The sequence below is a fragment of the Paenibacillus sp. P13VS genome (assembly GCF_015143645.1).
Lineage (GTDB): Bacteria > Bacillota > Bacilli > Paenibacillales > Paenibacillaceae > Paenibacillus > Paenibacillus xylanilyticus_A.
The window spans coordinates 709924-735844 of sequence record NZ_WYEV01000003.1 but is presented as its reverse complement, the minus strand read 5'-3'; the positions used below and the strand labels follow the sequence as shown (position 1 = coordinate 735844).

21 protein-coding genes and 1 pseudogene are annotated in these 25921 nt (G+C 43.7%); 12 read left to right on the top strand and 10 right to left on the bottom strand.

The genetic code is table 11. The features are described 5' to 3' along the window. Window positions 1-6: 6 nt before the first annotated feature. The 6 genes from GUA98_RS08220 to GUA98_RS08195 all read left to right on the top strand — a co-directional run bounded on the left by GUA98_RS08220 (window position 7) and on the right by GUA98_RS08195 (window position 4970). Window positions 7-306 carry a DUF2089 family protein gene (locus tag GUA98_RS08220; RefSeq protein ID WP_095286658.1) on the top strand — a complete coding sequence of 100 codons (300 nt, stop codon included), beginning with the start codon at window positions 7-9 and terminating at the stop codon, window positions 304-306. Then, complete coding sequence (locus GUA98_RS08215; protein WP_153980727.1) at window positions 306-590, top strand: hypothetical protein; 285 nt, start codon at window positions 306-308, stop codon at window positions 588-590. The genes GUA98_RS08220 and GUA98_RS08215 overlap by 1 nt, the downstream gene beginning before the upstream one ends. Window positions 591-841: 251 nt before the next feature. Next, on the top strand, window positions 842-1729 hold the full coding sequence (locus GUA98_RS08210) for a cation diffusion facilitator family transporter (RefSeq protein WP_095286659.1): 888 nt from the start codon (window positions 842-844) through the stop codon (window positions 1727-1729). 158 nt (window positions 1730-1887) lie between these two features. Then, window positions 1888-2493, top strand: a complete 606-nt coding sequence (locus GUA98_RS08205; RefSeq protein ID WP_153978851.1) for an acetylglutamate kinase — start codon at window positions 1888-1890, stop codon at window positions 2491-2493. Window positions 2494-2800: 307 nt separating this feature from the next. Then, window positions 2801-3673, top strand: coding sequence for a serine/threonine protein kinase (locus GUA98_RS08200; protein ID WP_153978850.1), 873 nt, complete (start codon window positions 2801-2803; stop codon window positions 3671-3673). A gap of 310 nt (window positions 3674-3983) precedes the next feature. Beyond that, window positions 3984-4970 carry an alpha/beta fold hydrolase gene (locus GUA98_RS08195; protein ID WP_153978849.1) on the top strand — a complete coding sequence of 329 codons (987 nt, stop codon included), beginning with the start codon at window positions 3984-3986 and terminating at the stop codon, window positions 4968-4970. Window positions 4971-5033: 63 nt separating this feature from the next. Here the strand turns inward: GUA98_RS08195 and GUA98_RS08190 are convergent, their stop codons facing one another. Together GUA98_RS08190 and GUA98_RS08185 are read right to left on the bottom strand one after the other, a co-directional pair. Continuing rightward, on the bottom strand, window positions 5034-6002 hold the full coding sequence (locus GUA98_RS08190; RefSeq protein WP_153978848.1) for an SDR family NAD(P)-dependent oxidoreductase: 969 nt from the start codon (window positions 6000-6002) through the stop codon (window positions 5034-5036). 66 nt (window positions 6003-6068) lie between these two features. Next, on the bottom strand, window positions 6069-6443 hold the full coding sequence (locus tag GUA98_RS08185) for a MerR family transcriptional regulator (protein ID WP_153978847.1): 375 nt from the start codon (window positions 6441-6443) through the stop codon (window positions 6069-6071). Window positions 6444-7017: 574 nt separating this feature from the next. Between GUA98_RS08185 and GUA98_RS30275 the strand changes: the two are divergent. From GUA98_RS30275 to GUA98_RS08170, 3 genes and pseudogenes are all read left to right on the top strand, one after another. Beyond that, window positions 7018-7884: pseudogene (locus tag GUA98_RS30275) on the top strand (collagen-like protein); the annotation flags it as partial. 907 nt (window positions 7885-8791) lie between these two features. Beyond that, window positions 8792-10426 carry a helix-turn-helix domain-containing protein gene (locus GUA98_RS08175; RefSeq protein WP_153978846.1) on the top strand — a complete coding sequence of 545 codons (1635 nt, stop codon included), beginning with the start codon at window positions 8792-8794 and terminating at the stop codon, window positions 10424-10426. Window positions 10427-10488: 62 nt separating this feature from the next. Further along, complete coding sequence (locus GUA98_RS08170; protein ID WP_227779489.1) at window positions 10489-12186, top strand: sensor histidine kinase; 1698 nt, start codon at window positions 10489-10491, stop codon at window positions 12184-12186. A 40-nt stretch (window positions 12187-12226) separates the two neighbouring features. Here GUA98_RS08170 and GUA98_RS08165 read toward each other — a convergent pair whose 3' ends face one another. The 3 genes from GUA98_RS08165 to GUA98_RS08155 form a co-directional block, all read right to left on the bottom strand. Continuing rightward, on the bottom strand, window positions 12227-13117 hold the full coding sequence (locus tag GUA98_RS08165; protein ID WP_153978844.1) for a carbohydrate ABC transporter permease: 891 nt from the start codon (window positions 13115-13117) through the stop codon (window positions 12227-12229). A 14-nt stretch (window positions 13118-13131) separates the two neighbouring features. Continuing rightward, a complete protein-coding gene (locus tag GUA98_RS08160) occupies window positions 13132-14022 on the bottom strand; it encodes an ABC transporter permease (protein WP_095357605.1) in 891 nt (296 codons plus the stop codon). Window positions 14023-14115: 93 nt separating this feature from the next. Further along, on the bottom strand, window positions 14116-15720 hold the full coding sequence (locus GUA98_RS08155) for an extracellular solute-binding protein (protein ID WP_193722682.1): 1605 nt from the start codon (window positions 15718-15720) through the stop codon (window positions 14116-14118). 740 nt (window positions 15721-16460) lie between these two features. Between GUA98_RS08155 and GUA98_RS08150 the strand changes: the two genes are divergently transcribed. After that, entirely contained in the window at window positions 16461-16754 is a 294-nt protein-coding gene (locus tag GUA98_RS08150) for a hypothetical protein (RefSeq protein ID WP_227779488.1), read from the top strand. Window positions 16755-16849: 95 nt separating this feature from the next. Beyond that, a complete protein-coding gene (locus GUA98_RS08145; RefSeq protein ID WP_153978841.1) occupies window positions 16850-18076 on the top strand; it encodes a multidrug effflux MFS transporter in 1227 nt (408 codons plus the stop codon). A gap of 347 nt (window positions 18077-18423) precedes the next feature. Here GUA98_RS08145 and GUA98_RS08140 read toward each other — a convergent pair whose 3' ends face one another. Further along, a complete protein-coding gene (locus GUA98_RS08140; protein WP_193722680.1) occupies window positions 18424-19041 on the bottom strand; it encodes a TetR/AcrR family transcriptional regulator in 618 nt (205 codons plus the stop codon). Between the two features lie 123 nt (window positions 19042-19164). Here GUA98_RS08140 and GUA98_RS08135 point away from each other — a divergent pair, with 123 nt between their 5' ends. Continuing rightward, window positions 19165-19935, top strand: coding sequence for an alpha/beta hydrolase (locus GUA98_RS08135; protein WP_153978839.1), 771 nt, complete (start codon window positions 19165-19167; stop codon window positions 19933-19935). A gap of 407 nt (window positions 19936-20342) precedes the next feature. On the opposite strand, the gene GUA98_RS08130 is transcribed toward GUA98_RS08135, so the two are convergent. The 4 genes from GUA98_RS08130 to garR all read right to left on the bottom strand — a co-directional run bounded on the left by GUA98_RS08130 (window position 20343) and on the right by garR (window position 25660). After that, entirely contained in the window at window positions 20343-21704 is a 1362-nt protein-coding gene (locus GUA98_RS08130; protein ID WP_193722679.1) for a PD40 domain-containing protein, read from the bottom strand. A 176-nt stretch (window positions 21705-21880) separates the two neighbouring features. Then, window positions 21881-23200: a gluconate:H+ symporter gene (locus tag GUA98_RS08125; protein WP_193722678.1), complete on the bottom strand. Its 1320-nt coding sequence runs from the start codon at window positions 23198-23200 to the stop codon at window positions 21881-21883. 131 nt (window positions 23201-23331) lie between these two features. Beyond that, window positions 23332-24765, bottom strand: coding sequence for a four-carbon acid sugar kinase family protein (locus tag GUA98_RS08120; protein WP_193722677.1), 1434 nt, complete (start codon window positions 24763-24765; stop codon window positions 23332-23334). Next, complete coding sequence (gene garR / locus GUA98_RS08115; RefSeq protein WP_193722676.1) at window positions 24752-25660, bottom strand: 2-hydroxy-3-oxopropionate reductase; 909 nt, start codon at window positions 25658-25660, stop codon at window positions 24752-24754. The genes GUA98_RS08120 and garR overlap by 14 nt, the downstream gene beginning before the upstream one ends. Window positions 25661-25921 lie beyond the last annotated feature (261 nt).

The following is a 25921-nucleotide window of genomic DNA, read 5'->3' as shown; positions in this document are numbered from 1 at the left end:
GGGAATATGGATATTAAAGACGTGCCTAATTGGGTTTTAGCTTTGGAAAATGAGGATATGGAGTTTATCCGAAAATTTGTTCTAAACTCAGGATCATTAAAAGAAATTGCGAAGATATATGAAGTCTCGTATCCAACCGTAAGAATTAAGCTCGATCGGCTTATTGAGAAAATAAAGGTCAATGAAGCAGAGGATAACGAAGATTTTATTAAATTCATTAAGAATTTATCTATTGATGACCGGATAAGCGTAGATGATGCCAAACTAATTATTCAGAAATATAAACAAGAGAGGAAAAGTGAATGATGAACGATGTTTACAGATTATTGATCATTGTAGGAATACTGGCAGTTCAGTACTTTTTTTCAACCAGAAGCAACGTTTATTGGGGTGCAATTGTACCCGTAGCTTATATTGGAATCTCCACATGGATGTTTGTTACAGAACGTATTGAAAGTACTCTTGGTTTTATCCTGTATCTACTACTAGGATTGCTCTTCCTGATTGCTGAATGGAGTGCGGGAAGAAAATCACTTCAACTGAAGAGAAATAAGGAATTAGCCAAGATGAAGACTCACGACATGAACTAGATACGCGAAGAACAAAAATGGGATGAGATGCAGGGTTGTACAAAAGCGAGCAAACAGCTCGCTTTTTCTAATTGTAGTTCTACACACGGGAAAAGTTTACCCACTCCAATTCTTTTAGTTCGTTATAACAGTCTTGCCGTGTTCAGATTATGTTTCACTGTGCCCAAAACGTTTCTCTAGACCCACATAATCTCTCGATGATACTATCAAAAACGTGCTAGAAGACTGGGGAATGCAGGAGGATTTTTTTCGTGGATCAACTGAAGTACGACAATTTAAAAATGGGTGAACGAGGAGCCATTATTAGCATCATTGCTTATATATGCCTGACCGCATTAAAACTGGTTATCGGTTCGATCGCAGGCTCAGAAGCGCTCAAAGCAGATGGGTTGAATAACGCAACCGATATTGTGGCCTCGATCGCTGTCCTTATTGGACTCCGGCTTGCTCAACGGCCAGCAGACAAGGATCATACATATGGTCACTGGAAAGCGGAGACCGTAGCATCGTTAGTGGCTTCGTTCATTATGATGGCTGTTGGTTTACAGGTTTTGTTCGAAGCCATTGGTTCCGTTTTTCAAGGGGAAAGTGAATCCCCGGATCTGATTGCCGCATATACAGGCATTTTCTGTGCAGTTGTGATGTACTTGGTCTATCGGTTTAATAAACGACTCGCTACCAAAATTAAAAGCCAGGCTGTCATGGCCGCAGCTCGTGATAATATATCTGATGCTTGGGTAAGTATAGGTACTGTGATTGGAATTGCAGGCTCGCAATTTGGACTGCCTTGGCTTGACCCCGTAACAGCAGTCATCGTAGGTTTCCTCATTTGTAAAACAGCATGGGATATTTTCAAAGAGGCTACTCACCATTTAACAGACGGTTTTGATGTGGAGCTTATTCGGGAGTACAGAAAAACCATTGCCACGATTGATGGGGTAGAGACGGTGAAAGATGTAAGAGCGAGAAGCTACGGCAATAATGCGGTTGTAGACGTCGTTATTACGGTTCGTTCTGACCTGGACATGCACCAAGCACACGATATATGCACCGATGTTGAAGACGAATTGCTTCGAGAACACGATGTGTATACTGTACATGTACATGTTGAACCCGAGATGTGGGAAGAATCCGTGTAAACGATATTGAAGATGTAAACCAGTGGACGTTCACTCGTTCATTGGTTTTTATTTTTTTGATAAATATCAGGAATGACAAAAGAATCAACTTCGCTCATCCGAATGCACCAATGAAGGCTATTGCCTATATATTGTTGTAGAAAAGGAGCTGACGGATCATGATGAATTATATTCCAACCTACTATTATCCTGTCTATCGAAAATCAGATCATTTGAGCTGGACGCCAGCCAGTGTCGATCTGAACAGGAAGCTCAGATCACTATGGGAACAGCATGTGTTCTGGACGAGATTAACCGTAAACAGTATCGTCGATGGGCTTGAGGATGTCCAGCCAACAACCGCAAGACTTTTACGCAATCCAAGTGATTTCGCCATGGTGCTTGAACCGTTGTATGGGACGGCTATTGCCAAGCAATTTGAAACATTGTTCAGAGAACATTTAACCATTGCGGCCGAACTTGTTAGTAACTTGAAGTCTGGTAACACAGCAGCTGCAGAAGATGCTCAGAAACGGTGGTATGCGAATGCAGATGCAATTGCAGCCTTTCTGGCCCAAATTAATCCATACTGGTCTCAAATCGAATGGCAACGTATGATGCATGAACATTTACGTCTCCTCACGGAAGAGGTGGCAACGCGGATAGCGAAAGATTACGTTAGAAATGTTGCAATAAGTGATCCCATTCAACAACAGGCGTTAGAGATGGCGGATATGATGACAATGGGAATTGTACAACAATTCCCGACGGTGTTTCAGTATTAATCAAAATGCATGAAGGCATCCAATTGAATTTTTTCAGAATAGTTAAATAAGATTGTTTGAACAATAAGTCGCTAACTAAAGCGACTTTTTTTGATTTTCAGTGATTAAGTAAACTAAGGGGAGTTTCCTCACCTGATGGAGGTTTGCAATAATACCATTTAGATGGATAATAGTGGTACAGCATATGAGAGGAGTGATGTCTTATGAGAAGACATTTATACGATAACAGGGCAGATCAAAAAAGGGTAAACACGTTTAAGTAGCCCTATAAACGGCGTGATTCCCCAAATGGTGAGGGGACAATACTATGGATCAAAAATCGATTTCATTCAAGATGGATCGTGTAACATTCGAACTTCAAGAAGAACATGATTTCACATGGCTGCAAGCGCTTGGTACCGTTTTTAGCGTGTTTGACCAGCAGGATTCGGGTAACATCAGTTTTGGAGTTGAGATTAACGGCAAGAAGCGATTTGTTAAATATGCGGGATGCAGACCCATGGCTTTTTCAGGAAATCCCGGAGATGCAATTGCCAGATTAAAGAGTGCCATGCCGCTGTACAAAACCCTGGCTCATCCCAATCTCATTGAACGTATAGAGCATTTTGAAACGGCAAATGGGTATGCTGTCATTTTTGAATGGTTTACTGGCGAATGCCTGCATTCACACTGGTTATTTGCAGGTGAAGCGAAACAAAGTCATCCGGAATCGCCTTTTTATAAATATAGACAGCTATCTGCCGAGCAGAGACAGCATTCACTGGATAAAATATTTGAGTTTCATCAACACGTGGAATCCAAAGGATACGTTGCTGTTGACTTTTATGACGGTAGTATACTATATGATTTTACAACGGGTGAAACGAAGATCTGTGACATTGACTTTTACAGAACGGCTCCTTCAGTCAATGACATGGGAGAGAACTTTTGGGGAGCAGCGCGCTCAAAGGCACCGGAAGAGTTCATACGGGGTGCGCCTATTGATGCGAGAACGAATGTGTTTACCATGGGAGCCATTGCATTCGGGCTGCTGGGTGGTGAGATGGATCATTCATTTGCAAAATGGGAAGCAAACAGATCGCTATATGAAGTCGCTTTACGAGCGGTTAGTCAGGAACGTGATCAACGATACAGAAGTGTCCGTGAATTCTTCAATGCTTGGAATGCAGCTAAAAAGTAGTCAGTGGACTATAGCAGCTTAGAAGAAGCTTAGGAGCTTCAAAGTCATGTTCTTTTTTTCCGAGTTACGTGAGCTTAATGGGTTATAACAATTGAACATTTTCTGACGAAAAGTCGCTATTTAGCGGCTTTTTTTTAATTACATGGTCTGATTTTTTACGCCTGGAAGGAATTTAGGAGCTTTATCCTTTGCATCTTCTTGTTCATACTCCGTTCATATTGTATTCATTCAGAGGACAACTTGGTTGGTTAGACTAGCATCAGTGGACCGGAAAGCCATTGTACAAGATGACAAGAGGAGCTGAAAGAGATTGACACAACAAGCAGCAAAGAAAGTAAGGAAACGTACATTATTCAAGAATGTGTTACATATTTTACTTAAAATCATCGCTGCAATCGTAATAGCCATCCTGCTTTTTGTAGCCAGCGTGTATACATTTAACCAGGTTAGCCGTTATTCAGAACAAAAAAGAACAGAACCTTACGGTCAGCTTGTATCTGTGGATGGGAAGCAGATGAATGTCTCGATTCAAGGGAAAGGCGAAGAGACGGTCGTCCTGTTACCCGGTTATGGAACTGCGGCACCTGCGCTTGATTTTAAACCGCTCATCACAGAGCTATCGCCATTTTACAAAGTCGTCGTCGTTGAGCCTTTTGGTTACGGATTGAGCGATCAGACCGAGAAGGAGCGCAGCACTGCAAATATCGTAAGTGAAATTCATGAAGCATTACAAAGCCTCGATATTGACCGGTACATTCTCATGGCTCATTCCATATCAGGAATCTATAGCTTGGATTATGTGAACCAATATCCAGACGAGGTGAGAGCGTTTATTGGGCTGGATAGCAGTGTTCCAACGCTGAAAGAAGAACAGACCATTGATTCATCAGTGACCACTCCGATTAAATGGTTTCGGAACCTGGGCTTCCACCGCATACAGTTAAAATTGAGCACGGACCCTTATGAAGGACTGTCATATGATCAACAAACCAAAGAGCAAATAGACATCTTCATACGTAAAAACATGTATAACAACACGCAGTTGAACGAGGCAGAGCACATGTATACCAACTTTACTGAAGCTGAGAAGCTATCGTTCCCTCAAAACTTACCTGTTCTTCTCTTTGTTCAAGCGAATAACGCGGCAACGGATCGATGGGTTCCCGAACATGAGAAGCAAATAAAGGATGCTACACATGCAGAAATGGTCCTAATGGATGCGGGACATTACTTGTATCGCTCCCATCCCCAAGAAATCTCTGAAAAAATTAAGGAGTTCACTACTGAATTAAAATAAAAGTAGTCATAGGATAAAAAGAAGCGAGCTTGTGCAATCAATGCACGGCTCGCTTCTTGTTGTTTACACCTGTCCCAAATCAAACTTCACACCAGTTAATTTCTCGCTAAGCTCCCACAACCGTTGTGCTGAGTCAGAGTCAATGGCCCAAGGCAGTACACCTGGCATATCCTGCACCGTAGGTACAGCTCTGGCAATGTTCACATCTAAACAGTAAACACCGCCTTGACCTTCCAGCGTCGGACTTGTGGCACACCATACACTCGTTGCTGCTCCTTGCTCTTCTGTCTTGAGATCCATGCCAAAGTCCAGACTATTCAATTCTTCCTCCGACAGAAAGCGGGACAAATCGGTATAGATTGCACCAGGATGGACAGCGAATGCCCGAATGCCATAATCATAGCCGAATTCATCTAATGAAACGGCAAAAAGGGAGTTTGCAGATTTGGACTGTCCGTAAGCTCTCCATTTCTCATATTGCTCTTGTTCGAAATTCGGGTCTTCAAAGTTTACTCCGCCAAACACAATGCCTGATGAGGAGACCGATACCACTCTAGCGCTTCCAGCTTGTTTAAGGGCAGGCCACAAACGTGCAGTGAGCTGGAAATGTCCCAGATGATTGGTAGCAAATTGGGATTCATACCCACGGAAATCCCGGGTCAGAGGAGGAACCATTATACCAGCATTGTTAATAAGAATATCAAGTTGGCGTTGCGAATCCAGGAAACGCTTGGCGAAGGCATCAATGGAAGCAGGGTCCATGAGATCAAGCTCTTCTATCTCAACATGAGGGATATCGGCTAGAGCCGTACGAGCCTTCTCTATGGTTCGTGCAGGCACAATGACTGTAGCACCGGCTTCTGCCAAAGCACGTGTGGTCTCCAGTCCAATGCCAGAGTATCCACCAGTTACAATACAAATTTTATCGCTTAAATTGATTTCTTGGAGCGTTTCTTTTGCTGTGGAATGTTTCCCGTAACCTGATGTAATGGGCTCCTGAGGAGTACGACGATAAGTTTTGTTTGAGTGCATGTGTAATTCTCCTTTTCGTGATGTGTACATAACATACATCTTAAAGTTAACTTTAAGTCAAGCATCCTACTCGGGAAGGTTCTTCTTCGAAATCAAATCATCATAGAATCCAATTTTTTGATTGATGCGTTCCAGATTGGATTGGATTTGGGAGATCTGCTCTTCCACGCTTTTTTTGTGTTGGATTAAAATATCTCTTCGGTCTTCAAGCATAGTCTCCACCTGATAGCCTAAGTTCATATAGGCTTTCAGGTCTTCAATGCTCATTCCCGTTTCTTTTAAGCAGAGGAGAAATTTCATCAGCAGTACATGTTCTTCCCTGTAAACCCGTCTTCCGCCATCATTACGTTCAATTTCGGGGAGAATCCCCTCTTTTTCGTAATATCTGAGAGTCGAAGCATTGATATTCAATATAGATTGCATTTCACTTATGGTATACACGTGCTTCACCTCACAAACTTGAACTCCAATTTTTATATATCTGACTAATAGCTCTTCATATAAATATATCAAGGTATTCGTAGACTAACAAAATAACCGTTTGGTCGAAAGCGAGAAGGGAGCTAACTCTAGTGAAATTCATGGAGTCTAGACTTACGGGTAGAGCCCAGTTATACATAGTATTGCATTTCAGGTTTTTGCATATTTGGCTTGACCTACGTATGGGATTTGGTTACTAGGAGCATTTGCCTTTATGACGATAGGCTATATATATTGGTGACTTTACCTAGTCCCAGTTTTCAACCATCGCATATCTTAGGCATAAGGAGGTGTGTAATAGTTGACCTTTTCATTGGAGCTGAATCAGATTACTCGCATAAAAGAAAACGCTTTGCGTAAGCACCCGAAAAAGGCCAGCCATCGCTCTTCGACGAAGAAGAAACTGAAGAAGACAAAACCTTGTTATAGCCAGATTCCAAATCATGAGTCTCCAAAAGATCATAAACCATACTGTAGTAGAGATGCCAATGCTAAGAAATATAATAAGAAAAAGAAGAGCAGAAAGTGTAAAAGAGGATGTACAGGTTGGAGAGGACCACGAGGATATAGAGGTGTAAAAGGAGATAGAGGCGCAGCCGGGAGTGTTGGTCCAGCGGGTGCGCAGGGAGTCACCGGAACAATGGGCGCTACAGGAATTACGGGAGCAACTGGAGGCGTGGGTGCAGCGGGTGCGCAAGGAGTTACCGGTGCAACAGGCAACACAGGTCCAACGGGAGCCACCGGAGGCGTGGGTGCAGCAGAAGCGACAGGCGTTACCGGAGTCACCGGAGCAACAGGTCTAACCGGAGTAAGCGGAGGCGTAGGTGCAGCGGGTGTTCAGGGAGTCACCGGAGCAACCGGAGCCACAGGTCCAACCGGAGCAAGTGGAGGCGCAGGTGCAGCCGGTGCGCAGGGAGCCACTGGAGCAACAGGTGCTACAGGTCCAACCGGAGTAAGCGGAGGCGCAGGTGCAGCGGGTGCGCAGGGAGCCACTGGAGCAACCGGAGCCACAGGTCCAACTGGAGCCACCGGAGGCGTAGGTGCAGCGGGTGCGCAGGGAGTCACTGGAGCAACAGGCGCTACAGGAGCGACAGGAGCCACCGGAGGCGCAGGTGCAGCGGGTGCGCAGGGAGCAACTGGAGCAACAGGTCCAACAGGTCCGACTGGAGCAACTGGAGGCGTGGGTACAGCGGGTGCGCAGGGAGTCACCGGAGCAACCGGAGCCACAGGTCCAACTGGAGCCACCGGAGGCGTAGGTGCAGCGGGTGCGCAGGGAGTCACTGGAGCAACAGGCGCTACAGGAGCTACTGGCCCAACCGGTGCCACAGGTTTAACGGGTGCAACGGGCGTTACAGGTTCAACGGGAGTAACCGGTGTGACTGGGGCGACTGGAATTGCTGGCATCGATTCACCGTTTATTGAAACTCTCAAAATAGGAGACATCGATACGTTAATCCCATTTAATGCTGGGAGCGGAAATAATCAGGCCATTGGGGCACTGGCTTTTGATGGTCAAGACTCTACGATCAGCAGACTTGCAGCGTTTGTTACACAAATGGGTACAAATACAGGTACCTTTCAGATGGCCGTGCTGGAGCCAGTCACTGGCACCACAGCAAGCGTCATTGGTGTCACTACGGTAGCAACAACCATAACACCAGGCCTGTTCATATTGCCATTAACTGCACCAGTGACCCTTTCAGGTAATATAGTCTATTACTTAGCTGTTTATAACCAAATTAACGGTTCATCCATAGGTGGCCGTACTACAGGAACAGGGACTGTAGATGACGCTATTCCAATCAATTTCAGAGTTCAAAATCTTACAGGTTTAGCGGTTGGTGATCTTATTAATACCAGTGATGTCAGTTTGCTGTTATCCCCATGGGTCGCTGGATTAGTATAGCCGATATCCAACCATCGGCTTTATTGCTTTGTAGAAGAATCGAGGAATAGCTTGTTTCAAGCGTATTGAATACCAGTTCATTTTGATAAGAATAGAGAGAGCCGTAATGGAGCAGCTTGTCAGTCGTAGGTGCTCCATTGTTTTGTTTACCGGGGAACCTTTTCCAAGGATTCAATCTCCGCAAATACAGGTTTCAACAGATCTCTTGCTGTTGGGTGATGTGGCTGTAAGAGAAGTAGACAAGCTCCGGGCTTTACATATGGACCAGAATTTTAGTTCTGAAGGAGATAGGCTCGTTCTCTTTGCAATGGTAAAATAGCTAAAAAGCTCCAGTGCTTTCACATTTTTCAGCAAAATCAATAGAATAGGGTTCATCACGAAATAACGTAAACTGGGGGTTCTCATGTATAAACTGATGATTGTGGACGACGAATTGTTGATGCGCGTTGGAATTCGTTCCATGCTGAACTGGGAGGAATTTGACTTTTGTGTTGTCGGTGAAGCAGGAAATGGTAAGGAAGGATTGGAGCTTGCACTCGAAGCTTCTCCCGATCTGATCATTACGGATATCAAAATGCCGATTATGGATGGTCTTAAGCTAATAAAAGAAGCATCTGTAGTACTGAAAAATTGCAAGTATGTCATTCTGAGTAATTTTGATGAACTCCATTATGTGAAGGAAGCATTAAAGCTGGGTGCGGTAGACTACTTGATCAAAAGTGAAATTACAGAAACATCCCTGATCGAACTGCTTACGAAGATCAGGCAGAAACTGCAAAGCGAACAGAACAGTCTGACCAATGTACCATTGGTGCAGCATGATTATTCGAAGAGTTTAAGACATCTCAAGGATAGTTTCTTCCAGGATATTGTAAGCGGATTCATAAGTGAAAAAGATATGATTACCAAAGCCGAAGAACTGCATTTTCGCATACGGTCTGACAGGCTTGTGGTGATCAAGTTTGTCGTGAACTATTACGAGCAAGTGAAGAGGAAATATATTGAGAAAGGAGAGAAGCTGCTCCGCTTTTCGATCGTGAATATTATGGAGGAGATCATTCCATCCAAGTGGAACAAAGAGATCTTAGTTGAAAGTTCATCCGAATATTGGGTTATCGTCAATCTCCCTTCTGGCAGTGGGTCCAGCCAGGTCGATATTAATAAACTGTGCAGCAAGCTTCTATCCTCGATCAAGGATTTCATGAATCTATCACTAACGGCTGGTGTAAGTACAACGGTTTCCGGATTTCGCTTTCTTAGGAAGGCATGTCAAGAGGCAGAGTCCGCGCTAAGGGAGAGTTTCTTTACAGGTAGCAACAGAGTATTGTTTTACGAGAGTCTGGCTCAAGCACCGGCACGATACGAAATAAATGGGATGCTGAGTCCGCAGCAACAAAAAGACATTCATAAGTTGTGGGTAAGCAAAGACGTCAAAGAGGCGGAGAAGTTTCTTGAAATGGTGCGATCGGATCTGGAAGCAAAGCGGGGGGATGAGAACAGTATTCGTAAGCAATATATCACGATAATGGAAATGCTCCACTCTCATATGACACGCGATACACGAGGCAGCAAGCCTTACTTAAAGGAAGAGTCGCCCTATGAAAGGGTTCTAAGAGGAGAATATTGGGAGGACATTCATCAGGAAATGCTGACGCATATCGCATATTGCTTTCAAGCCGATTCCCAAATCATGCAGGAGCTTACGTATGCAGATCTGGCCATTCAAATCATTGACAAGTATTATGCCGAGGACATTTCTTTGCAAAGCGTCGCTGGTCAGATTAATGTGAATCCGTCGTATCTTAGCAGAATGTTTAAGCAGGAAAAAGGAGAGAACTTTATCTCCTACTTGACACGGGTTCGAATCGAACATGCCAAGACTTATCTATTAAGCCGCGAATTAAAAGTATATGAGATCGCAGATGCGGTGGGGTACCACAATTACACGTATTTCAGTAAGATTTTTAAAAAGTCAGTAGGTGTAACTCCAGAGGAATACCGTGAGCTAGAGCTGGAGTCCAGGTTATCCCGTGAATAGAGGTGCAGCATATGAAGCGTCCAGGACTCTTCCGTATCAAGTACAAAATTTTGGTGATTTGTATGACAGTGATTATCCTTCCGGTATTCGTAATGACCATTAATTCATATTACTCTTCTGAACGCTTGTTGGCACAGAATTATACCAAGCTGCTGAGCGATCTGGCCAAGCAGACCAATATTCGTATTGACGAGTTTCTCAAAGAAATCGAGAAAATCTCACTGCTGGCCAGTAATGGTCTTAACGACAGTTTGTCTGCGACACATGATGGAAGCTTTCCGATCCAGGATTTCCTGCGGGATGGTAAGGAGCAGAATGAGATTGCGGCCTATAATCTGCTAATGAATTACATCATGATGAAGGACCGCGTATTTTCCATTTACCTCTATAACTTGAACGGAGGACAGGATCTGTTCGTTAGTCCACACCAGCCCATAGACCCCAACTTTAAGATGGCGAACGAATTATGGTTTAAAAAGTTTATGCATTCCGATGATCGAACGATTACGTTGACCACCAGGATTGATAAGCAATTGGAAAATAAAATTCTGGCCGTATCACACGCACGCAAGATTCATGATGTGACTAATGGAAAACTGCTCGGAGTGATCGTCGTCAGTATCGATATCAGATTTATAGAGATCGTTAATCGTAACTTGCAGGAAGGACTTCGCTCCAGATTCATGATCGTGGATGAGGATGACAAAATTGTATACAACGTAAATGACCAGCTGATTGGGACCTTGTTCCGTGATAACGTTCGTCCAGTAGAATCATTGAATATTGTCGTAACCAGCCCGCTAAGTCAGCAAAAGTGGACCACTTATTTATATATGCCTTTGGATGAGCTGACTGCGGATGGCAAAATACTGGGTCGTAATCTCATCATGCTGGCTATCGTCATGTCCCTGTTTGCTGCCATTATTTCGATTTTTCTCTCGCATGTGATCACACGTCCCATCAAGAAACTTTTACGTAATATCGCGCTGGTTGAAAAAGGGCAGTTTGAACAGGTGGAAGAGGTTCGATCTCGAGACGAGATCGGACATTTATCCGTTCGCTTCAATAAGATGTCGTATGAACTGAAACGTATGGTTGAGCGAATGCAAAAAGAAGAAATAGAGAAAGCGACCGCCGAGATGCGAGCACTTCATGACCAGATCAACCCTCACTTTCTGTACAATACACTTGGATCCGTAAAATGGATTGCCTCCATGCAGCAAGCCGACAAAATCGTGGAAATGACAGATGCACTTATTTCGATGCTTCGCTATGCGACCAAGTCGGATGGAACCCTGGTAACCATTCGTGAGGAAGTGGATAATATCATGAATTACGCAACCATACAGAACGTCAGATATTATGGGTCTATTCAGATGAGGTATGAGATTGAAAATGATCTGCTGGATTATCTTATGCCCAAAATGATTCTACAGCCCATAATTGAAAATGCCATCTTTCACGGTCTGGCCGAAATCGAAGAAGACGGTGTAATTACGATTCGGATTCAGCCGCAGGGTGATAATATTTCAATAGAAGTCTGTGATAATGGTGTCGGTATGGAATATCATGCCATTCGAAGTTTTATGGAAGGAAGGGTCGATCCGGGCAATGGTTCTAATGGAATCGGTCTTCATAATGTGCAGCGGCGCATTCAACTGCATTTTGGCAAACCCTATGGAGTACGGGTGGAGAGCAAGGTGGGAGAAGGTACGATTTTCTCCATCCTGCTGCCTGCTATTGCGAGTGTACCTGAGTAAAAAAATAGAGGCTTGCAGGTGAACCTGCAAGCCTCTTGCGTTATCCTTTGACACTACCAAGTACCAAACCCTTCGTAAAATACTTCTGTAGAAACGGATAAACGAGCAAGATCGGAATGGCACCCAAAAACATCTGGGCGGCACGCCCGGTTCTGGCGTTCATCATGGAGAGCAGCTGAGTGTAATCTGAGCCTGATTTCAGCATGATTTGTTCAAAGCTCTGCAGGAGCGTCTGCAGATAGCTCTGTAATGGATAATTGTCCGGATTGTTCATATAGATAATTCCGTCGAACCAGGAATTCCAATGGGCAACGATACTAAACAATCCAACCGTTGCGAGAGCAGGTTTGAGAAGGGGGAGTAAAATACGGACAAGGACTTGTAAAGGACCCGCACCATCGATAATTGCGGATTCTTCGATCTCTTCTGGCAATCCCCTGATGAAGTTCATGAGAATGACCATACTGAAGACAGGAAGAGCGCCAGGTAATATCAGTGACCAGATCGAATCGATCAGTCCCATTTTGACTACCACGAGATAGGTAGGGATTAATCCTCCGTTAAATAGCATGGTCACGATGAAAAACCCCATATATACATTCCGTCCCATTAGTTTTTGTTTTGTTTTCGAGAGCGGATAAGCCGTAAGCACAATCAGGACAAGATTAACGAGTGTCCCTAGCAGGGTACGTTTGACGGCTACCCAAAGGGAAGAATAGAATGCCCCGCCGGATAATGCAAATTCATACGCTTTTGTCGTAAATTCTACGGGCCAGAAGGTAACACTGCCTGCAGACACTGCTGCGCTGCTGCTAAATGAAACGGCAAGCAGGTTGATAAATGGCAGAATGCATAGTAGAGAGATGATCATCAATATGGTGTAGTTTATGATATGAAACAGACGTCTACCTATACTTTTATCGTTGATCATAGGGATAGCCCTCCTTAGAAGATGCGATAGCCTGCTACCCTATACGCTAGGAAATAAGATAGGGCCATCAGTATGGTGGATATGATGGATTTGAATAATCCGACAGCGGTACCGATGGAATATTGCGCCTGTTGAATCCCTAAACGATACACATAGGTATCGATAATATCGCCTGTTTGATAGACGACAGGGGAGTATAGGTTATAAATTTGATCAAAGCCGGCATTAAGTACATTTCCAAGGGACAACACGGTCATCAGCACAATGGTGGGCATAAGAAGCGGCAGAGTAATATATATGGTCTGCTTCCACCGTTTGGCTCCATCAATCACAGCAGCTTCATATAGCCCGGGATCGATACTGGTTAGGGCTGCCAGATAAACAACGGTACCAAAGCCAAAGCCCTTCCAAATATCACTTATAATCATGGTCCAAGGAAAAATGGATGGTGTGCCTAGAAATGAGATTTTCTCTATCCCGAATACCCCTAAAAATGAATTGACGATGCCATCTGCGCTAAGAATATCCAGCATAATGCCAGCCATGATAACCCAGGAGAGGAAGTTAGGGATATAAACAAGGGTTTGGAAGGTGCGTTTGACTGCGCTTCTTACGACCTCGTTGAGCAGTAAGGCGAAGATAACAGGCACAATAATGCCGCCGATGATTTTGAAGACTGACATATACAGCGTGTTCCAGATTGTCCTAACGAAATTGGGCTGATTAAACACGTGCGAGAAATTGTCCCATCCTACCCATGGAGAGTTGAACCCCAGCCCCGGATTGTATTTCTGAAAGGCAATAACGAGTCCGTAGAATGGGATGTAACTGAAGATGAAAACCAAAATTAGGCTAGGTATCAACATTAAATGGTAAGGACTCTGCTGTTTTAATTTTCTCAGCATTCATTTTCCTCCGTTCACGGTAATAAGATTGAATCTCCGGCAAAATAAAAGGGGAGAGAAGTTAAAATTCCTCATCCCCGCTACCAAACCTATTTATTTCCCGTAAGCTTCATTGACTGCGCGAGTCGCTTCATCCCCACCGGCAGCTCTCCAGTTCTGAACAATCACATCGAAGTAATCGATACTTTCCGTACCCATAATGATCTTGGTGAATCCTTCGGTCAGAATATCATCCAGAGTTGTGCCGTAGCTCGCCAGCGCTTCTGGGGTTACTCCCCATAAACCTGTCTTGACATAGTTCTCGCTATCGAGCACTTTTTTCGCAAGACCATAAGCATTCTTAGGAGCCCCTTGCTGCAAATAGTCACCGACTGCTCCTGGCGTTGCATTTTCCATGAATTCAATACTGTTATTATATTTTTGCCACATTCCCGAAGTGGTGAGCCCGCTGGTGTCCTTGGACTGAAGTGCTGCGGATACCGCCTCAAACTGCTCATAGTCCGAGTTCGGATTAAGTACACGGAAGGCCCCAACCACGTGAGCGATATCGTTGTCCAGTAAGGCGGATAACGTTTCTTGCGATTCCTTGCCTTGGCCTTCATCAACGATATAAGCATAGTCGTTCAGGATTTTAATGACTTCTTCAGCATGTTCAAATCCCTTTTTCATGACAATATAGTTGCCGTTCGCGAAAGAGATCGATTGTTTGGCTTCCTTCCCGTCGATTGTGGGGATGATATACGGATAGAAGATGGCGTCCTTGCCCAAATTGGCTACCGTATCCACTCCAGGGTTATAGCCCCACCATTGATAGTAAGGCTGCATGCCCACTTTGCCGGCGACAATATCGGCATTCATGGCATTAAAGTCTTTGATCGCGAATTCCGGATCAATGATGCCAAGCTTATACCATTCGGCCCATTCAGCCAGTGCTGCTTTCATCTCCGGTTGAATTGAGCCATATGCGAGCTCTCCGCTGCTATCCTCGATCCAAATATCCGGATGAGCGTTCCATGCGATGGCAAGCAGATTCAGATAATCCAGCGATTGATCTACCGCTATACCATAACCACCGTGCTTTTCCATAAATTTCAGTGCGATATTCTTGATGTCTGCCACGGATTTTGGATTTTCGAGCCCCAGTTCTTCCTTCCAGTCGTTCCTGATCCAGACGAAGTCCGGTTGATCAATTAAACCCCAGTGCATCTGAGGTATCCCGTACAATTGGCCGTCCTTTTTACCCGATTCGAAACTGTCTGCATCCGCTTTCATATATCCTTTGAGGCGGTCGGAGGCGTACTGATCAAATGCATCCGTAAGATCCATGACCATATCTGCTTCAATTAACTGTCGTAATTGTGAGGGGTTCACCCGAAAGACGTCAGGAAGATCGTTCGATGATATGGCCAGATTCAGTTTGGTCTCGTATTCATCACTGACCCAGTCTGTTTTTACATCAATATTAAGTTTCTCTTTGTATCTCCTGATCCACACATTGTTGGTGATATCATCACCCTTGGGGTATTTGGCCGAAGTGTATTCAGAGGTTACCGTGTGAATGGTTACCGTTCCAGCCTCATTGGTGTCTGAGTCGTTGTTCGTTGGACTTTTCCCGGCGCTGCCATCACTCGTGCACGCAGCCAGTAATAAGGATGAGATGCATAATGACAACATGACCAATTTGCTCTTCTTGTTCATTTCTTTGCCCCCTTATTAGCAATATTTCAGCAAATCTATTCTTGAAAATATTGTAATCTAGAAAGGGATAACGCGATATCAAAGTTATTGACGAGAACGCGTTCGTTTTTTTACTTTTGAAGCTGAGAGGAGAATGGAGAAGAAGGGAAGGTGCACTTATTTTACTTAAGCCTAATCCTTTTTTTACTCAGGAATTAGGTTTTTGTTTTTTCAATATGGAAGTAGAAGGAGGTGAAGGATCTGACGAATGATTATGTATGGGGAATTTTCGTTGCTGATAGAACAGCAGCTTTTCCTAATTTTTTTCCAATAGGTATCTACACTACACGTGAATTAGCTTTGAACGGAGTTAATGCTCTACCACGAGATCGGAATTATCAAGTACTTCGAATGCCGTTAAATCAAAACTTCGCCTATTCTCATAAAAAAGAGTGGTAAGTTGGTTGGGATGGATGCGATTTATCATGAACATTTTCATTTCAAGGATGAAAGCTAATATGCAAATTGAATGTTTTAAAACAGCAGATCTCCTGGGCTCACACCCAACCCAAATCGCAACTCTGGGCATAAAGTGGTGTTAGGTCAATTACCTATAAGGAGTGAATCTGACAATATGGCTTATCCACAATCCATGTTTCCCTATCCTGTTAATCCAGTGGGACTTCAAAATTGCATTTATCATTTCACGTATATGTGGCTTCGAAATGGAGACAACTTCTGGTTTTTCCTGACAGCGGTCGGTGAATCAAGAGCTTATGGCTACAGATTTTTTGGCGGGAGATGGAATCAGTATTCAATTGGATTGCGTGAGATTCGTTCCTACAATTGTTCTCCGGTCCCAACGTTATATTGAAATAAAAGCAACGAAGCTGCCGTGTATATGGGCGGCTTTTTTTGTGTTGTTTGTGGTTAAAGGTTATGTCAAACGAACAGTAAAAGATAAAAACCGTGAATCTAAAATGATTAACGGTTTTATTTTACTTGGTTTAATACATGAAGCATGGCTAACTAATAGCAGTTCGTACAATGCTTGAATCATGAACGTTCAAATATAGCTTGACCTAAAGTTAACTCTAAGAGCTATACTGTCTAAAGGTTTAAAGTAATTTTTAGAGAGAGGTATGGATCAATGATTAAAAGCAACAAATGGAATGTTGCAGGCCTGGCCTTATTATTGGGTTTGTTTTCAACCTTGGGCCCATTCACGATCGACATGTATTTACCAGCATTCCCTGAGATTGCAGCAACGTTCAACACGAACGCTTCACTTGTTCAGTTCAGTCTTACTGCTTGCTTGCTAGGGCTAGGTGCGGGACAACTGGTCATGGGACCACTGAGCGATGCTTATGGAAGACGTACACCGTTATTGATTTCCATGGCCGCCTATATCATTTGTTCATTGGCGTGCGCCTACGCTCCGAATATTGGTCTGTTGATTTTGTTTCGCTTCACTCAAGGCTTCTCGGCTTCAGCAGGGATCGTTATTTCCCGCGCGATAGCTCGCGACTTGTACAGTGGACATGAGCTTACCAAGTTCTTCTCCTTATTACTGCTTGTAGGAAATTTGGGGCCTTTGGCAGCACCGATCGCAGGCAGTGGCGTTCTTTCATTTACGACATGGATTGGTGTATTCATTTCACTCTCTGTTCTGGGAGTGTTCTTATGGGCAATGACCAAGTGGCGTCTGAAAGAGACAAACCCGCCTGAACGACGCGTTGCTCCTAACTTTAAACTTCAGTTACGGAACTATGGACAGCTTCTACGTGACCGGAAGTTCGTAGGTTACATGCTGGCACAGGGAATTATGACGGCTGGGGTTTTTGCATATGTAGCAGGCACACCTTTTATCTATCAAAATATATATGGAGTCACGCCGACCGTTTTTGCTATATTATTTGCTTCCAACGGGATCAGCCTGATCATTGGCTCTCAGCTTGTAGGCCGGTTGGCACAGCGAATCTCTGAGCAGACGCTCTTATTATCGGGACTATGGCTTGCGCTTGTGGCAAGTATTGCTGCCTTGATGGTGACTCTGGCTCATGGCCCTCTATTTGCTCTGGTTATACCGCTGTTCTTCTTTGTATGTTCTATCGGGATTACGTCAACAGCAGCATTTCCACTAGCCATGGAGAGTCAAGCCAAAAGTGCCGGAAGTGCCGCAGCATTGCTTGGGGTTGTTCCCTTCTTGCTTGGCGCGTTGGTCGCTCCGTTGGTGGGGATTGCCGGTGAAGATACGGCTGTTCCATTGGGCCTTACTTTGTTAGGGACGAGTATTGTTGCGATTATCACTTACTTCGTACTCGTTAGAAAGGTACCCGATCATACTCAAGAGGTTCAGTCCGATCTCAACATGTAGTTAACCGAGTCCTAAAACATTGTACTTCGAAAAGTCGCTAATACCATTTAGCGGCTTTTTTTATATGTAGGGACCAGAGCCCAGTTCTGATGAAGGAATAAGAACGTGTACGAATAGCTATACCTGTAGAGAACGTACTAAAATAAATAATCAGAAAATTGAAAATCACCAACAGCATAAAGTAGGTAATTATATTGTTCGTTATTTTCTACAACACAGTATGTAAAACCGCAGCCAAGACTTAAGCTCGACTGCGGGTAACAATCTAATAATGCAGTTCATGAACTGATCTGCAACAGTTCCTCAGGAAATCAAAAAAACATAAAATACACTGGTGAGACAAAGACTTAAGTTGATTTTGCACCTCTCAGAAAGATACCTACTAACCTTTGACCCAGTGCAAGATTAGATTCATACTTTTGTGTGGTGTTCTCCCGATTCCCCATTAACATCAGGGTCGAAAAAGTCTCAGCTAAAAACATGGGGTCGTCTTCGCGGAGTATTTGCTGGTCCATGGCCAATTGGAAATGAGACGCCAATACGTCATGAATGCGAGCCTCGGCTTCTCTGATTTCCTGAATTTGATTTTTCTCAAGAAAAGGCTCAGCTTCTCTAATCATGGTTTCAACCTCTGCATGCGGGTTGGCCAGCCTTGCTTCGGCCAGCCGTATAAGTCCATCCTCCAGATGTTCAGACTGATCAAGAAAGTCTGAAGTTACTCGGCGTACATTCTGGAACATGGTTATCATAGCTACCTTGAAAAGTTCAGGCTTGCTAGCAAAGTGATAATATATGGTCGGCTTAGACACATTGCATCGTTTTCCAATTTGTTGGAGCGTGACAGTTTCGTAGCCGTATTCCATGAACAATTTGGAAGCCGTTAAAATGATCGTTTGCTGCACGGAAATTTGGGTATCCGCTTGCTTGGGTCTTCCGGGTAAACGTTTGGGTGATTTATCTGGCATTGCACACTCTCCTCCTTGAATATTTTATGACAAACCTCGTTCATAAGCAAAATCAACTTGTAATTATACTTACCGGTAAGTATAATTTATATGAAACTAAAACGAGTAATGAATAAAGGTGGAATGAAGTTGAAGACAGCAAAACGCAGTAACAAGTGGAAAAAGGTCCTCATTTGGTCTTGTCTATCCGTAATTATAGTTGTGATTGGACTTTTCGTTTATCTCCAATCTGTCACGTATAGTCCGTCGGAAAGAGCCGAAGCAGCCATGAACCCGGATGGTCAGGTTAGCATCAATAAGATCAAAAATGGCTATCGCTTTGAACCGGAGGGTACAGAGATCGTGGAACCCAACATCATTTTTTATCCGGGAGGTCTAGTGGAACCAGCCAGTTATGCTCCGTTTGCCAGAAAATTAGCAGAAGAAGGACATAGAGTCTATATTGCCGAAATGCCTTTAAATTTAGCCATGTTTGGGGAAAACAAGGCGGATTCTTTTATTGAGGAACATCCTGACGAAGCATTTGTAATTGGTGGGCATTCGCTGGGAGGTGTCTTTGCATCACGGTATGCTGCGCAGCATACAGACACGCTGGAAGGTGTCTTTTACTTAGCGTCCTACGCTGACGAGAGTGGAAGCTTGAAGGAGACGGACTTGTCCGCCTTACAGATCACAGGTACAGATGATGGAGTGCTGAATGTCGAACGATGGGAAGAATCCAAAATAAATCTTCCGCAAAGCACGACATATGTAAGCATCAAAGGCGGTAATCATGGACAGTTTGGTTCGTACGGGGAACAAAAAGGAGATCATGCACCAGCAATCACGGAGGAACAGCAATTGGAGGAAGTAGTAGCTGGACTCGAAGGATGGTTTAACCTAATAAATCGCTAATATCTAGTTGTGAATCCTCATTTCTTGATTTGAAACTATTTATAATTACCTTCGTATGTACTATGATACATAGAAGGGAAAATAAGGAATCGATTCAAGGAGGAAGATGGTTGAAAAAGAGCACAAAATGGGTATTATGGATTTTAGGATTCATACTGGGCGCAATATTTATTAATTTTTTCATGAATTTATTCAGTTTCGCTTATGCCTTGATTACTGTACTTTTACTTGCCTTAATGGGATGGGGATTCGTAATAAAGTTGAAGAATGATGTTCGTCAGTACGAAGATCATTATCGAAGAGAGTCGCATTCGGAGATAAACGATATTGAAAGGTACACCAGGTAGATCATATCACATGCCTCACAGAAAACAGCCGCCTATTACAAGGCGGCTTTTCTTTTTCGATTAAATGAAAGTCAAAGTCTTTACCAGTGAGATTAAGTGATCCTGATCGGCCCACAAGATGAAGTAGGAATACGTACTTCCTTGAATCACAACAGGAGTAGGATATTTGACAATAAGTGCAGCCTGATTTCTCATCTCTACGGGTTGGTCTTCAGAAGGAAATATGAAACAGGCTTCCTGTGCTTGAACCAAAGCAGGGAAGATTCGAGGATTGGTTCCATAGGGTTGCAGGACATGGAAGGCTTCCGCTCTGCATACTGCGTGAAGCTCCTCTTCGGAAGATATGGCCGATATTTGAAAAAATCCGTCCGATCCTTCGAATCGTTCTTCGGTTACTTTGCGCCAGTTTTGTGGATAGTAGAAGGATACCTTGTATACCTGGTTTAGGTATAATTTATAGGAATCATGTTCATCGAATTGTGGTGACCAAGCTAGAGATGTAATCCATTTGGCTTGAACAACCTTGGTCGGATGATTAGGGTGATCTAAATCAATAACCCAAATTTCGTCTGCTTGTTCTTGATTGCTGCATCCTGATAAGTAGGCAAGTCGTTTCCCGTCCGGAGACCAACTAAGAGGGGTGGAGAAACAGGTGGAGACCGCCCATGTTTTTTGCTGCCCGCCAGCTCGGCTGTCAGTTTGGATGAATGAAACGTATTGATTATTCACGATATCTGTGGCACTGTATGCGACTGTCGCCGAGTCTGGAGACCATTCGGGAAAATAGTTCTTGGCCTGAGGTCCACCTTGGAGCTGGTAGCTCAATCCTGTAGATAAATTCACGGTAGTGATTAAGGAAATGCTGGCTCCTGGAGATGTATACAGAGCAAACTCTCCATTAGGAGATATTTTGACATTGTGGAGTGGCCCCTCCGTATTACGCGTTAATTGCTGTTTGTTCATGCCATCCCGGTTGATCTTATATAGTTGAGTGATGCCTGCTTCATCCGGTGCTGCAATTAGGAAAGCTTCTCCAGAGGGAAACCATTGAACATCGGAGACTCCATATTGAATGATCGAGCCACTGGCATGCGTGTAGATATTGTAGATCACAATCCGATGGTCCTTGACATAAGCCAAGTAATGACTATCCGGTGACCAGCTCAGTAAAGTATAAGGCTTAATCTGATCAATCTGTGCCCATGTTCTACTGTTAAGATTCAATACCATCACCATATTATTTTTGCCGATAAAGGCGATGTGCTGAAGATCTGGAGACCAATATGGAGTTGAGAATTCTTCACCAAGATTCTGGGTTAACTTCATGGTCCGACCTGTTGAAACGTGATAAAGCCAAATGTCATAAGATCCATCCCCAACATTAGAATTAAAAAGGATTGCTTCACGATCAATACGGTTCATATGCCAATCCGTCCTTCCATTCGAATTCCTACAATATATTCAAGAATGGAAAATGGGCGAATAACAGATATCATAGTCGGACAATATCAAAGCGCAGTCTCTAATATCTCAATCAAAAAATAAAGGCATCGTTCTGATAAGAACGTGCCTTTATTACTTCGTTACCTATTAACGATTTACATGAACATATCCATTATCAGGACACCAGCAAGTCCCACAAGTGAGATTATCGTTACCATGACCGACCAGGTTTTTATCGTTTTACCGATACTAAGATTGAAATACTCCTTGTAGATCCAGAATCCTGCATCATTGACATGAGAGAAGGTAACGCTACCGGCACCCGCTGCGAGAACCATCAATTCGGGACTTACGCCCGTTGCAGCAACCAGAGGTGCGGCTATACCAGCTGCTGTCATACCGGCTACGGTTGCAGAACCGACGGCAATTCTTAAGATTGCTGCGATCAGCCAGGTTAACAAGAGTGGAGAGAGGGTCGAACCTGACATAAGGTCAGAAATATATTGGTCAATATGACTGTCGATCAAAACTTGCTTAAACGCACCACCACCAGCGATGATTAAAAGGATCATTCCGATTCCGCTTACAGATTCGCTCAGTGAGGTCATAATCTCAGGCATTTTTTTGCCCAGATTTAACCCAAAAGTAAAGATAGCCACAATAACTGAAATTAACAGAGCCACATTTGCATTACCGATAAAGTCCGTTACTGGCGAAATTGCTGAATCAGGAGCAAAAATCTCAACAACGGTCTGAAGTGCGATCAAAATGACCGGTAGAAGAGCTGTAAAAAGACTGATTCCGAATTTAGGAAGTTCTTCTTCTTTGAATTCCTTCGGATTAAACAGACCTTTAGGGATATCGATCTGTAATGCTTCTTTTTTGAACAACTTGGTGTAAACCGGACCCGCAAGGATAAAGGCAGGGATCGCAATAATTATACCCAGGATCATCGTTAATCCGATATTGGCTCCAAAAACGTTAGCAACCGCTGTCGGTCCAGGATGCGGAGGGACGAATCCGTGCATGGTGATAAGGGCTGCAATAACGGGCATTCCCAGATATAGAACTGGAACACGTGCAGCTCTCGCAATGGTAAATACCAATGGAATTAATACCACCACTCCTGTTTCAAAGAATAAAGCGATTCCAACAATAGCCGCTGTAATAACTGCTGCTAGCTGAGTCCGTTTTTGACCGAAGGCACCGATCATGGTTGTCGCAATACGCTGCGCACCACCGGAATCGGTCATCAGTTTTCCGAGGATACCTCCGAAAATAATAATCATCGTTAAATGTCCTAACGTTCCGCCCAGACCGGATTCAATAGATTCGACAGCCTGAATCGGTGTCATTCCTTCCAGTACGCCAACGGCCAGGGATACAATAATGAGTGATATGAAAGCGTTTAACTTAAAAGCCATCATTAATATGAGCAGTAAAATGACCCCAATGGTAACAGAGATAATTGGCATGTATTTTCCTCTTTTCTTTATTGGCTTGATTAAGGAGACCCTATTGTAAGGAGTGCACGATTGATTTTGGTATCACTTCGTTATCAGCGTTACTCCTTACAGTCTGGTCATATTGAATTGAATTAGAATGATTACGAACTCAACATCTCAACGACTTCTCTCAAATCCGTTTTGGTACCGACGTTACCAGGGAAGATGACATAGGAAATCCCCGGGAATTTACTTTCACTGCCTGTTGTCCACACAGGGATACCTGGACGAATCTGTCCAGCAACAGTAGCTCGTTTTACTTCCAGACCGTTCGTTCCAATATCGCTCGAGGTAATTCCACCTTTAGCAATGATATACGATGGTCTTACTTCCAAACGTTTGACAATACTCGTGACGGCATCCGAAATTTTGACGGAAAGTTTTAATTCCTCTTCTTTTCGGTCTTCTCCAAGATCCAAGCGTTCTCTTCGAGTGTAGACAGCCACATTTTTACCTTGAAGAATGAATTGGTTGGTAGTCTCCACAACTCTATCAAGCTCGTTCTCGAATTGATCGGGCTCCAGAACAAGGTGAACATTAAATTCAACAAATTCTACTGCACCGGATTTCTTCAATTCTTCAAACTGTTCCGTTGTTTTCTTAACATGGGATCCGATGATGACTAATCCGCCATGGTTTGTGTGATCACTCATCATCTCTTCACGCGTGAGCAGACTTTTGTCACTAACGCCACCCATAACCTTGGTAAGGGCAGCAGCACTTCTAAACATAAAGTGTTTACCTTGGTTGATGGCTCGAATTAAAGCAATGGTGAAGATCTGTACATCGACATAGTCGACCGCATTTACAATAACTTTGTTAAAACCTTCAACGCTCAACAGCTGCTGTTCAATCAGATCCAAGTTCATGGCACGCAGGCTTTCAAGCGAAATGTAAGTCATGTGTTCAGCTTTATACTGACCATTCGATTTTTCCTCAGCCCACTCACCCAAATGGGATTTGGTGTAACCAAAGGTGCGGTCCTTGGCAAATTCGGTTTCTCCGGCAGGAACCAGTTCCGTATCATATTGCACATAGTGAATATTATCGATCGTGAAGCGTCCGCCTTCTTTGAAGAAAGGAAGGATGATCTCACCGTCAAATCGGATATCCGACTGTGCTTCCACGGTATCCTTCAATACTTCCGTTTCCAGCGGGTAGTGACCTCTGAGTGTAGAATCTCCACGACTAATAATGGTGAACTCGCGGTTGTTTTTCTTGGCAGCTGCTACGATATTTGCAGCAATGTCCTGGTGTGCTTTTGTCGTTTCCGCAGCCGTAAATCCGCGTGAGTTGGTGAGAACAAAGAACATCGAATTCTCTTCCTTAAACCCCCTGTCGATGCTCTCCAATGACCAATCCGTATAGACCGATACACCATGTACCGTTTGAACACCGGTTGGATCATCATCCAACACGATAATTTTGTGATTAAAGCGTTGAAGCTCTTTATCGATCATTTCCTGGACAAGGCTGGTATCCACAGAAGGAATGTTACTGAACACTTCTTCAACAGAGCGTTTATTCGTTTTCATGGCCAAGACCCCTAACTTCAACATTTGCTAATTTTTCATAGTATTGTACGATTCCGCCGTGATCGTCCATTAATTTCCCGTCCACTTTTAAGGCATGGAATATTTCCAACAGGTGACTGGAAAGGGGAAGAGGTACTCCAATTTCATGAGCTGTATCCATGACATTGGCAATATCCTTCATATTGATAGCAATCGTGCCTCCTGGGGCAAAGTTTCTGTCCAGAATGAGCGGAACTTTGGCATCAAGAACAGCACTGCCTGCTAATCCGCCTCGGATGGCCTGATACATTTTCTCAATATCGATACCCGCTTTCGCAGCCAGGACAAGGGCTTCGGACATCGCAGCGATATTTAAGTTAACGATAATTTGATTCGCGAGCTTTGCTGTAACTCCGCAACCGCTATCTCCAACCAAGGTAACAGCCGTCCCCATATCAAACAATACGGACTTGGCTTGTTCGAATACGCTTTCTTTACCGCCCACCATAATGGCTAATGTACCATCAATGGCTTTAGGTTCTCCGCCGCTAACGGGGGCATCCAAAAAGCCGACGCCTTTTTTCGCAGCTTCTTCTGCAAGAGCAATGGAAACAGCAGGAGTAATGGAACTCATATCGATAATAATCGAGCCTTCTTTGGCTCCGGATAAAATGCCTTGTTCACCCAGAACAACAGCTTGCACATGTTGAGATGCAGGGAGCATCGTGATGATGATTTCACAGTTTTCAGCGACTTCTCTAGGTGAGGCGGCAGCAGCTGCACCCGATTCTACCAATATTTGTACCGCTTCCTGATTCAGATCATTAACGGTTAATTCGTGTCCTTTTTTTCTGAGGTTTAAAGCCATCGGTTTCCCCATGATGCCGAGTCCAATAAAGCCAACTTTTTTTGCCATGATGTTTTCCTCCTAATAACTTTTCTAAGAAAGGCTTATATGCCTATGAATTGATTGCTGTACACAGATTAGATTCAAACAACGTTGAAGTGAACTTAAGTTACGGAATATAAAATGATTGCTTCAGCAACCGCTTACATCGTTGTTTGCGTTTTCATTGTATACTAAAAATTAAAAATTGTATACATTAAAATATAAAATTGTATACAATTAATGAATTAACGTATACTTTTATTGCGAGGCATCGTTTATTGGAATGAT

Coding starts and splice junctions, on each gene's coding strand:
- GUA98_RS08145 (WP_153978841.1), top strand. CDS start 16,850: ATGATTAAAAGCAACAAATGGAATGTTGCAGGCCTGGCCTTATTATTG.
- GUA98_RS08190 (WP_153978848.1), bottom strand. CDS start 6,002: ATGCACTCAAACAAAACTTATCGTCGTACTCCTCAGGAGCCCATTACA.
- GUA98_RS08175 (WP_153978846.1), top strand. CDS start 8,792: ATGTATAAACTGATGATTGTGGACGACGAATTGTTGATGCGCGTTGGA.
- GUA98_RS08215 (WP_153980727.1), top strand. CDS start 306: ATGAACGATGTTTACAGATTATTGATCATTGTAGGAATACTGGCAGTT.
- GUA98_RS08130 (WP_193722679.1), bottom strand. CDS start 21,704: ATGAACCGTATTGATCGTGAAGCAATCCTTTTTAATTCTAATGTTGGG.
- GUA98_RS08120 (WP_193722677.1), bottom strand. CDS start 24,765: ATGAAAACGAATAAACGCTCTGTTGAAGAAGTGTTCAGTAACATTCCT.
- garR (WP_193722676.1), bottom strand. CDS start 25,660: ATGGCAAAAAAAGTTGGCTTTATTGGACTCGGCATCATGGGGAAACCG.
- GUA98_RS08200 (WP_153978850.1), top strand. CDS start 2,801: ATGGATCAAAAATCGATTTCATTCAAGATGGATCGTGTAACATTCGAA.
- GUA98_RS08135 (WP_153978839.1), top strand. CDS start 19,165: ATGAAGTTGAAGACAGCAAAACGCAGTAACAAGTGGAAAAAGGTCCTC.
- GUA98_RS08205 (WP_153978851.1), top strand. CDS start 1,888: ATGATGAATTATATTCCAACCTACTATTATCCTGTCTATCGAAAATCA.
- GUA98_RS08220 (WP_095286658.1), top strand. CDS start 7: ATGGATATTAAAGACGTGCCTAATTGGGTTTTAGCTTTGGAAAATGAG.
- GUA98_RS08160 (WP_095357605.1), bottom strand. CDS start 14,022: ATGCTGAGAAAATTAAAACAGCAGAGTCCTTACCATTTAATGTTGATA.
- GUA98_RS08155 (WP_193722682.1), bottom strand. CDS start 15,720: ATGAACAAGAAGAGCAAATTGGTCATGTTGTCATTATGCATCTCATCC.
- GUA98_RS08165 (WP_153978844.1), bottom strand. CDS start 13,117: ATGATCAACGATAAAAGTATAGGTAGACGTCTGTTTCATATCATAAAC.
- GUA98_RS08140 (WP_193722680.1), bottom strand. CDS start 19,041: ATGCCAGATAAATCACCCAAACGTTTACCCGGAAGACCCAAGCAAGCG.
- GUA98_RS08125 (WP_193722678.1), bottom strand. CDS start 23,200: ATGCCAATTATCTCTGTTACCATTGGGGTCATTTTACTGCTCATATTA.
- GUA98_RS08170 (WP_227779489.1), top strand. CDS start 10,489: ATGACAGTGATTATCCTTCCGGTATTCGTAATGACCATTAATTCATAT.